Annotated in this window: 4 tRNA genes; all 4 read left to right on the top strand. The window is 56.8% G+C overall.

From position 1 onward, the window contains the following. The 4 genes from FS806_RS25420 (at position 1) to FS806_RS25405 (ending at position 335) form a co-directional block, all read left to right on the top strand. Positions 1-76 (top strand) — tRNA-Asn (locus FS806_RS25420). A gap of 3 nt (positions 77-79) precedes the next feature. Continuing rightward, a tRNA-Ser gene (locus tag FS806_RS25415) sits at positions 80-171 on the top strand. Between the two features lie 10 nt (positions 172-181). Continuing rightward, positions 182-253: transfer RNA gene (locus FS806_RS25410), tRNA-Glu, on the top strand. Between the two features lie 9 nt (positions 254-262). Then, positions 263-335, top strand: a tRNA-Val gene (locus tag FS806_RS25405). The last annotated feature ends 1 nt before the right edge of the window (position 336 follow it).

Below are 336 nucleotides of genomic sequence, written 5' to 3'. Positions count from 1 at the left end.
TCCCTGATAGCTCAGTTGGTAGAGCACTCGGCTGTTAACCGAGTTGTCACAGGTTCGAGTCCTGTTCGGGGAGCCATCTGGAGAGGTGTCCGAGTTGGCCGAAGGAGCACGATTGGAAATCGTGTAGGCGTCACAAGCGTCTCGAGGGTTCGAATCCCTCTCTCTCCGCCATAATACATATGGCCCGTTGGTCAAGCGGTTAAGACACCGCCCTTTCACGGCGGTAACACGGGTTCGAATCCCGTACGGGTCATGTACGTTTGGACGCTTAGCTCAGCTGGGAGAGCATCTGCCTTACAAGCAGAGGGTCGGCGGTTCGATCCCGTCAGCGTCCAC

The sequence above is a fragment of the Paenibacillus sp. 32O-W genome (assembly GCF_007679495.1).
In the GTDB taxonomy this organism is placed as follows: Bacteria; Bacillota; Bacilli; order Paenibacillales; family NBRC-103111; genus Paenibacillus_L; species Paenibacillus_L residui.
Note: the sequence above shows the minus strand (reverse complement) of the source record. Positions and strands in the feature narration are given on the sequence as shown.